Source organism: Nocardioides sp. (genome assembly GCF_047607185.1).
In the GTDB taxonomy this organism is placed as follows: Bacteria; Actinomycetota; Actinomycetes; order Propionibacteriales; family Nocardioidaceae; genus Nocardioides.
The window spans coordinates 22667-31706 of the sequence record NZ_JASGDQ010000081.1; the positions used below are offsets into that span (position 1 = coordinate 22667).

Here is a 9040-nt window from a genome sequence, read left to right on the forward strand (position 1 = left end):
CGAACGAACCCGTAGTGAGAATGGAATGAGCCGACACCTGCCCCGACGCGCCGCGAGCACCGTGGCGGTTGTGGCGTGCGCCGTGGCCGAGGTGGCGCTCTTGGGCTGCTGGGCCGTCACCCGCTCGACCGTGGTCTTTCTGCTGCTGCAGCTCGTCCTGATCGTCGCGGTGTGGCTCGGAGTGATGATCGCCCGCCATCGACGCTACCGGCACGAGTACGAGGAAGCGATCGCCGCGAATGCGGTGCTCGCCGACCGTGCCCGACTCGCGGACGAGATGCACGACGCCCTCGGTCACGACCTGAGCCTGATCGCACTGAAGGCCGGGAGTCTGCAAGTCCGCGCCGACGGTTCCGCGCGGGAGCTGGCCGCCGGGATCCGGCGAGACGTCGAACTCGCCGTCGAGAAGCTCCGCAGGGCGCTCGACGACACACGCAGCACCGATGCGCCCGAGCCCATCGACGCGACGATCAGGAGACTAACCGCGGCGGGAGTGTCGATCACTCGCACGGGACACGTGCCCCAGGGACTCCCGCTGGAGATCGAGCTCGCGGCCTCCCAGCTGGTTCGTGAAGGACTGACCAACGCGCTCAGACACGCACCGGGCACGCCGATCGGCATCACATACCGCACGACGCCTCTCGACATCGAGATCGAAATCCACAACCCCATGCCCGACGCCCCTGACCGTGAAGCGCGAAGCCCGACACCGGGAACGGGCCTCGACCGCATCCGTCGCCGACTCGCACTGCACGCCGGCGTCCTCCACGTCACAGAGGACGCCGGCGGGTTCACGATCAGCGGACGTCTTCCCAAACGCGTACAGCCCGGATCCCCCCGCGACTCCGCGCGGCGCACGCCTCCGTGGCACCAAACCATCCGCTCAGCACTCCTCCCGGTGGCCGTGACCGTGGTGATCGTGCTGGGCTTCTACGCCTGGGCTGTTCATGATTCCGTTGCGGAAGAGGACAGCTTCGCCCAGCTTCAGCTCGACATGTCCCATCCCGAGGCCACGCGGATTCTCCCCGCCCGTCAGGCTCCCGTCCGGCTCGTCCCGTCACCACCGCGCGAGCCCGCATGGGTCTGCCAGTACTACACCGACGGCAACTTCCCGCTTGGCCTGGCCGTGTTCGAAGTGTGCTTCGATGATGGCTCCATCGTGCGGCTCACCGATCTGCGGACATCACCATGGCTGTGATCCGGGTGCTCCTCGCTGACGACGACGCGGAGGTCCGCGCCACATACCGGTCGATCCTGGAGTCCGACCCGATGATGCATGTCATCCGCGCGGAGGCCGCAAACGGACGAGAAGCGATCACCAAGACGCTCGATGAGAAGCCGGACGTCGTCATCATGGACATCCGGATGCCCGAGCTCGACGGGCTCGTCGCTCTCGAGCGCATTCGCCACGTGCGGCCCGAGCAGGCAGTGCTGATCGTCACCACCTTCGGCGATGCTGACTATGTCGCTCGCGCGGTGAGCCTCGGAGCCAACGGGTTCCTCACGAAGGCAGGCGATCCCTACGACCTTCTCCGGGGCGTCAAGGCCGCAGCGGTCGGCGGAGCCGCATTGTCGCCCGCCATCGCCGCTCACCTCATCGAAGTGCTCCGCGCAAGCACGCAACAGCCCGCGCAACGCACCATCGCCACCGCAGATCTCACCGCGCGCGAACGCGAGGTGCTGTCACTTCTCGCCCGCGGGAAGTCCAACGCCGAGATCGCCGCCAAGCTGTTCCTCGTGGAGGGGACCGTCAAGGGCTACGTGAGCGGGATCTTCACCCGCCTCGGCGTCCGTAACCGCGTCGAAGCGGCGGTCAAGGCCCACGAAGCAGGAATCGTCTGATCAGGGCGGCCGGTGGCGTTGAGCGGGGCGACGGAGCAAACCGAGGCCGACCTGTCCTCATCACACCGCCGACGCAGCTACAGCGAATGGAGCACGCTCCGCGCCAGTTATCTTCGTAGTCGGTAGGCAACCACTCTCCGCGGGCGTACCTGCTGGGTGTGACGGTCTCGATCCGGGTGATGACGGCTGGGCAGGGCTACCGGTACCTGCTCAATAGCGTTGTCGTCGGGGATGGTGATCGAGACGCGGCGACCGCTCTGACGAGGTACTACGAGCAGTCAGGCACGCCTCCGGGTCGCTGGTGCGGGTCCGGTCTGGATGGCCTCGGTGAGCCGATCGCTCTGGCCTCGGAGGTCTCCGAGCAGCAGCTGAAGCGCCTGCTCGGTCACGGGCAGGATCCCAACACGGGCGAGCCGTTGGGCCGCCCGTTCCGCACATTCACGCCCGAGGCCGAGCGGGTGCAGAAGCGGGTCGATGACCTGCCCGAGTCGCTCACCTCGGATGAGCTCACAGCGGAGAAGGAGCGGATCGCTGCGGAGGAAGCCGCGAAGCCGACCGTGGCACCGGTCGCGGGGTTCGACTTGACGTTCAGCGTGCCCAAATCGGTGTCGACGTTGTGGGCGGTCTCGGATGCGGGCACGCAGACGTTGATTGCTCAGGCCCATCATGCGGCGATGCAGGATGTGTTGGCGTTGATCGAGCGGGATGTAGCGATGACTCGGATCGGCGCGAAGGGCCCACGGGGTGCGGTCGCGCAAGTCGAGATACGCGGGCTGATTGCTACGGCCTACGACCACTACGACAGCCGGAGCTCAGATCCGCAGCTGCATACCCACCTGGTCGTGGCGAACCGCGTTCAGGCAGTTCGGGACGGGAAGTGGCGCACCCTGGACTCCCGCGCCCTGCACAACGCGGTGACCGGCCTGTCGGAGCACTACAACGCGGTGCTGTCCGATCATCTCGCCCAGCTAGTGGGCACGCGGTGGGAGACGCGGGAGCGTGGCCCGGGCCGGTCGACGGCGTGGGAGGTCGCTGGCGTGCCGCAGACCCTGATGGACGAGTTCTCCTCCCGCACCCGCGACATCGAACAGGCCAAGGACCGCCTCGTCGACGAGTACGTCGCCAAGCACGGCCGGCAGCCGTCCAAGAAGGTGCTCTGGCAGATCCGCCAACAGGCCACCCTGGAGACCCGCCCCGCAAAGGTGAACCACTCCCTGGCGGATCTGACCATGCGGTGGCGGGAACGGGCCGCCGCGATGCTTGACACGGACCCGGTGGCCTAGGCACAGCAGATGATCGCCGCGTCGGAGACGGAGCCGTTGCTGCGCGCCGATGACCTCCCCACTGAGACGATCGCCGAGCTCGCCGAGGTTGTGGTGGCTTTGGTCGCGGACCGCCGCTCGACGTGGCGACGGTGGAACCTGCACGCGGAGGCCGTCAGGCAGTCGATGCCGTGGCGGTTCGCCTCGACGGAGGACCGTGACGCGATCGTCGGGATGATCACCGACGCCGCCGAACACGCCAGCCTCGCATTGACCCCGCCGGAGTGGGCGTCGACGCCAGAGCGGTTCTTGCGCTCGGACGGGTCAAGCGCATTCCGGCCCCGGAACGCGACGGTGTACTCCTCGGCCGACATCCTCGTCGCCGAGGACCGCCTGCTCGCCGCGTCCAGTAACCGTGACGCACCCACCGTCGAGTTGCACCGGATCGAGGACGCCGCCCGGACCCCAGCGCGGCCGGGCGGGCCGGTGCTGTCGGCAGACCAAGAGGATGCGATCTCCCGCATCGCCGTGTCCGGGCGGGCATTGGACGTCCTGGTCGGACCCGCCGGCTCCGGCAAGACCGCGACCATGAGCGCCCTGCGCCGGGCATGGGAGGACGAGCACGGCCCCGGCAGCGTCGTCGGACTCGCACCCTCCGCGGCAGCCGCAGCTGTCTTGGCGGAGGATCTGTCGGTCCAGACCGAGAACACCGCCAAGTGGCTCTTCGAACACCGAGAGGGCCGCTGGAACCTGCAGGCCGGGCAGCTCATCATCGTCGACGAAGCCTCCCTGGCCGGCACCCTCGCCCTGGACCAGATCACCGCGCACGCCCGTGAGGTCGGGGCGAAGGTGCTGCTGGTCGGCGACCAGCAGCAGCTCTCGGCGGTGGATGCGGGTGGGGCGTTCGGGTTGATCGTGCGGGACCGGCCCGACAGCCCGCGCCTGTCCGAGCTGCACCGCTTCCGGAACGAGTGGGAAAAGCAAGCATCCCTCGGGCTGCGGCTCGGCGACACCACCGCGATCGACGACTACATCGGTCACGACCGTGTCCACGACGGCGTCTACGAGGCGATCCTCGAACGCGCCTACCAGGCATGGCGCTCCGACCAAGACGCGGGCAAGTCGACGCTGCTGATCGCTGAGACCATCGACACCGTCTCCGCCCTCAACGCCCGGGCCCGCACCGACCGGATCGCCGTCGGCGACGTCGCCGACGAGCCTGGTGTGACCCTGCACGACGGGAACCACGCCTCGACCGGGGACGTGGTGGTGACCCGCCGCCACGACCGCCGGCTCTCCCTCGGTCGCGGCTGGGTGAAGAACGGTGACCGGTGGATCGTCACCAAGACCCGCGACGACGGATCGGTCACCGTCCGGCGGGAGCATTCCCGGTGGCGCACCAGGATCACCCTGCCCGCCGAGTACGTCACCAGCGATCTCGAGCTCGCCTACGCGACCACCGCGCACAGGGCGCAAGGCTCGACCGTCGACACGGCGCATGCGATCGTGCATTCCCCGCAGATGACCCGCGAGAGCCTGTATGTGTCGATGACCCGAGGACGGGATGCGAACTACGTCTACGTCGCTACCGGCCAGGCGCACTTGGAGCAGCACCAGTTCCGCGATGATCTGGCGATGACGGCCCGCTCGGTGCTGTACGGGATCCTGCAGCACAGCGGCACCGAGATCTCCGCGCACGAGACGATCTTCCAAGAGCAGGAGGACGCCTCCTCGGTCGCGCAGCTCGCCGCCGAATACGAGACGATCGCCGTCGAAGCCCAAGCCCTCCGCTGGGTCACCATCCTCACCGATGCCGGCCTCACCACCGCTCAACTTGACACCCTCCTTGATGCGGAGTCCTTCGGTGTGCTCTCCGCCGAGCTCCGCCGTCTCGAAGCCGCCGGGCACCAGGTCGACCAGCTCCTCGCCGCGGTGACCAGGGCCGGGCGACTGGATGATGTCGAGGACATCGGCTCCCTGCTGCGTTACCGGGTTACGCGCCTGGCGGAGCGGTACCAGCCGACACCGCCTCCCCGGCCGCGGCTGATCGCCGGACTGATCCCGCGCGCCGAGGGCACCATGAACCCCGACGATCACCTCGCGCTCACCGAACGCGAGGCGCTGATCGAGCAGCGTGCTCAGGCTGTCCTCGACCGTGCCCGCACCGAGCAGCAGCCCTGGCTGACCGGGCTACCCGAACCACACGATCCCGCCTATACAGAGGCGCTGCGGGTGATCGCCGCCTACCGGGACCGGTGGCAGATCACCTCCCGCAGCCCGCTCGGCCCGGCCCCGGACAACGACGCGCAGCGCCTGGACCACGAGCGCGCCAAAGCCCACCTTGATCTGCTCCACGCGAGTATTGACGAAACCGCGTCCGCTCTACAGTCAGGCAGGGGCACTGGTCGCGATGCTCCGATACTCTGAACACTCGCGACGCTACTGCACACTCATTCTTCTCAGAGTGTGCAGTAGGGGTATGATGGGGGCATGTCGATGCAGAGCCTGACGATCACTCCGGAGGATGTCCGCGCCTCCACCGGGAGTACCGGAGCGCGTCCGCAATGGTTGGACGCGGTAGCCGAGTACGTGCAGCGCGCCGCCGCAGACGGAGAACAGGTCACCCTGACGGCAAAGCGGCGGATGATGACCCCGGCGCAAGTCGCCGACGCGATCGGGGTATCCCGCTCGACCATCTCTCGGAAGATCACCGCGGGAGAACTTCGTGTGGTGAAGGTCGGGAACCGCAACCGGATCCCGCATGAGGAGTTCGAACGGTTCTGGCGCGCCGCGATGGGCGACGTCATCGACCTCACGCGTGACGACATCAGGGCCGACCTGTTCGGTGATCGATAGCCCGACCCGCGTCTTCCTCGACGCGAACATCCTTGCCAAGCCCGTCACTCGTACCCTGCTGATGGTTGGCGGGCCGCTGAGCGGCTTCCGTGCTGTGTGGAGCAGGGCCACCGAGGAAGAGGCCGGTCGGCACATGGGCCCGCGCGCGGTCTCACCCGCCGAGGTACGTCGCCGGTTCGGCGGCACTCTCAGCCCGACCGGCGACATCAGCGGCCGATTCACCAGCACCTCGCTGACGGATCGGCAGATCCTCGCTGACGCCGAAGCCGCGGGTGCCGGGTTCCTCGTCACTGAGGATGTGGACGACTTCGCCGAGACGGACCTCGTCTCGGTCGGGATCTCCGCGGTGAACCCCGACGTGTTCCTCGCTGCTCGGCTGACCAGGGCCGCATACGCGATGGTGATTGATCTGTTCGTCGAGCGCCAGGTTGCGCCGCCGACAACGCCGGCGGAGTTTCACTCCGCGATCGCCCGGCAGCATCCACTACTGTTCGCTGCCCACGCTGACCTCTACGACGTCACCCCAACACCCAGCCCCCACCCGCCTCCCGCGATCACGTTCCGTGGGCCTCGCCCCCTCGACAGCGACTGATCTGCGACCCTCGGCAGCATCCACCGATTGCTCGGTTTTATCGGCCCAGGTGAGTGCGTTGCCGTTGAGTTCGGGGTCGACCAAGACCTCGTATGCGCGGGTGTGCACGGGCCGGAGGGTGTTGTCCTCGTCGATGTAAATCTTGGTGAAAAGCGCCTGGTTGCACAGTCGGCGGTTGGTGTCGTCGCAGCGGGTGTAGATCGCGGAGCAGTTCTCTAGCAGGTCGAGTGCCTCATCGAGGTGCTTGCGGGCATCGGCGTAGTCGCGGTGCTGGGCGTCGAGCTGGTGGGTGATCTGGTCGAGTTCGGTTGAGATGCGGTCCTGTTCGCTCTTGAGGACGTTGAGTGGGACGGCTCCGGCGTAGTGCGCTCGCATCAGGGTTTTCTGCTCGTGCTCCAACTCGTCTCGACGGCGGGTGAGTTCCTTGAGGTTCGCGGTCTCGGTCGCCATGAGGTGGTCGAACTCGTGGTGGAGCATTCCGGCTAGTGCTTCGCGGCGGGTCGCGGTGATCTGCACGCGGTCGTAGTAGGTCTCGACCAGGTGCTCGACGTCGCTGATGAGGATCGACTGGCGGGTGCAGTCGGTGCGCTTGGAGTGCCGTCCGGAGCAGACGAAGTAGGGGTATATGTTTCCGGTCTTGTTCTTGGCGTTGGAGACCACAAGCCGTGATCCGCAGGCACCGGAGCCACGCTCGATGGTGTGCCGGGCGACAAGGACTTCCTGTGTGTTGGTCGTTGCCGTCCACGCCCATGCAGCGAGCAAGCCACCCAGCAAGACGGCAGCGATGGCGACGAGGACAAGTGCCGGGCGTCGGCGGAGTTTCGGTGGCGGCACAAGTTGGCTGGCGGCGGGACTCGACTCGGGGTCGAGAGTCCTGTCGTCTCGGGTGGCTGTCCTGCTCATACCTCGCTGCCTTCCTCTACCGGTTACCGCACGAGCACCTGCGCTTCGCCAATGGCGATCTGGGCCTCCCGGACGAGTCCGTTCAGCCGGATGGTCCCCGTCTGGCCTGCGCCCTCCCACTCGATGACCCAGTCCGACGTCGCCGTGACCGTGAACTTGTGGCCGGGCTTTGAGGAACTGGACTTGGTGTAGAGGTGGCCACAGTCGGGAGACTTCTTGTTGCAGAACGCCGCCTTGTACGGCGTGCCAGCGCTCGCACAGGTGACCTTGGTGCCATCACCCATATCCCAGGTGATCTTGTGGACCCACGCCCTTGCCGTGACGGTGATGCCGCCAGCGCTCGCCGACGCGGTGATCGGGCCCCAGGTGTGCTCACTCGGATTGGCTGCCCACATCCAGATCGGCATCCCGACGAGGCCGACCCTGCCGTCCTCAGCCTTGGGCGCGATACCGATGTTGATCGCGGTGAGCTTCATGTCGTCGATCGCAAGCTGGGCCACCTCACGCGGCGTTGGGCCAGTGCCCGAGTTCGGGGGCGGGTCGGCCGACCAGATATGGATCAGGAGGTGAGTTTGCGGCTGGTAGCAGTGGTAGACCGCGCCGTCGCCGGGTTCATGGCTCTGCCAGCTCGGATGTCCAGCCGGCGGCTGAGGGACCAGCAACCGGATGTAGCAGCGGTATCCGTTGGACCAGTAGCCGTACTCGGAACTGCATGGGACGGGTCCCGGAGGTGGGTCGCTGATTCCTTGGGCACTGCCGTCCCAATAGCAGGCCGCCCCAGAGCCTGCGTCCTTCGGTCCATCATCCCCAGGGTCGCCTGGATCGCCCGGGTTGCCTGGAATCTCGACCCAGATCAGGCACTCGCCGGTGGCCGGGTCCGTCTGACCGCACACCGTGTCGGCGAACGCTGGCGATGACGCAACACCGAGTAGCCCGCTCGCGAGGGCTGCGACGGCGACTCCAAGGGTCAGGAACCGACGCACGGCTCTTTCTCCAAGTCAGAACCGCCAGACACTCGCCATCCGTCGGTGGCTACCGTCTCCCACGTCGGGTTCGTGACCGTGAAGCGCGTCCATCCGACATCCTTGCGCTCATCGGTCACGACCGACTTCCCGTCGCCATCAACGATGTCTACGCCGCTGACGTCCCAGCACACATCGACGACTGCTGTCGCAGGGGCATCGAGGCTGACCGATTCGACCTTGACTTCAACGAGATCCGTCTCACCGATTTGTCGGAGCCCGCCTTGTCGCTGAATCTTCAGGAGATTCTCCTGTGCGGTTAGCTGTGAGCTCGATGCGACGGCCTCCAGCTCCGTGCTGGACCGCTTGGCATCCTGACGAAGCTGGTCAACGGTGGCGAAGTACGCCGCAACAACCTCTGATGCCGCCCTCGACGCGATCTCGCTCTCCGATCGCGGAGTGGGGGAACTCGTGGTCGGGACCGGCGAACTAGACCCAAGGCCGTGAAGTTAGCGGTCGCGGGTGCCTGTCAACGATGTGGTCGGCGTGTCGTGGCTGGTGGGGCAACGGAGTCCGGGTAAGAGAGGCAACGACCAAGAAGCTTCTACTTCCCCGGGAGCTCC

8 protein-coding genes are annotated in these 9040 nt (G+C 66.9%); 6 read left to right on the forward strand and 2 right to left on the reverse strand.

Annotated elements, in window-relative coordinates:
• The first annotated feature begins 25 nt into the window (after positions 1–25).
• The 6 genes from QM595_RS09575 (at position 26) to QM595_RS09600 (ending at position 6552) form a co-directional block, all read left to right on the forward strand.
• Entirely contained in the window at positions 26–1198 is a 1173-nt protein-coding gene (locus tag QM595_RS09575; RefSeq protein ID WP_415171319.1) for a sensor histidine kinase, read from the forward strand.
• Positions 1189–1842 carry a response regulator gene (locus QM595_RS09580; protein ID WP_415171320.1) on the forward strand — a complete coding sequence of 218 codons (654 nt, stop codon included), beginning with the start codon at positions 1189–1191 and terminating at the stop codon, positions 1840–1842. The genes QM595_RS09575 and QM595_RS09580 overlap by 10 nt, the downstream gene beginning before the upstream one ends.
• A 158-nt stretch (positions 1843–2000) precedes the next feature.
• Complete coding sequence (gene mobF, locus QM595_RS09585) at positions 2001–3125, forward strand: MobF family relaxase (protein WP_415171321.1); 1125 nt, start codon at positions 2001–2003, stop codon at positions 3123–3125.
• Between the two features lie 9 nt (positions 3126–3134).
• A complete protein-coding gene (locus QM595_RS09590) occupies positions 3135–5531 on the forward strand; it encodes an ATP-dependent DNA helicase (RefSeq protein ID WP_415171322.1) in 2397 nt (798 codons plus the stop codon).
• Between the two features lie 63 nt (positions 5532–5594).
• Positions 5595–5960 carry a helix-turn-helix domain-containing protein gene (locus QM595_RS09595; RefSeq protein WP_415171323.1) on the forward strand — a complete coding sequence of 122 codons (366 nt, stop codon included), beginning with the start codon at positions 5595–5597 and terminating at the stop codon, positions 5958–5960.
• Entirely contained in the window at positions 5923–6552 is a 630-nt protein-coding gene (locus tag QM595_RS09600; protein ID WP_415171324.1) for a hypothetical protein, read from the forward strand. Before QM595_RS09595 ends, QM595_RS09600 begins: the two co-directional genes overlap by 38 nt.
• On the opposite strand, the gene QM595_RS09605 is transcribed toward QM595_RS09600, so the two are convergent.
• The gene (locus QM595_RS09605; protein ID WP_415171325.1) at positions 6445–7455 is read right to left on the reverse strand and encodes a zinc ribbon domain-containing protein; all 1011 of its coding nucleotides are present in this window, start codon (positions 7453–7455) and stop codon (positions 6445–6447) included. The two genes, QM595_RS09600 and QM595_RS09605, sit on opposite strands and share 108 nt — an antisense overlap.
• 23 nt (positions 7456–7478) lie before the next feature.
• The gene (locus tag QM595_RS09610; RefSeq protein WP_415171326.1) at positions 7479–8438 is read right to left on the reverse strand and encodes a hypothetical protein; all 960 of its coding nucleotides are present in this window, start codon (positions 8436–8438) and stop codon (positions 7479–7481) included.
• Positions 8439–9040 lie beyond the last annotated feature (602 nt).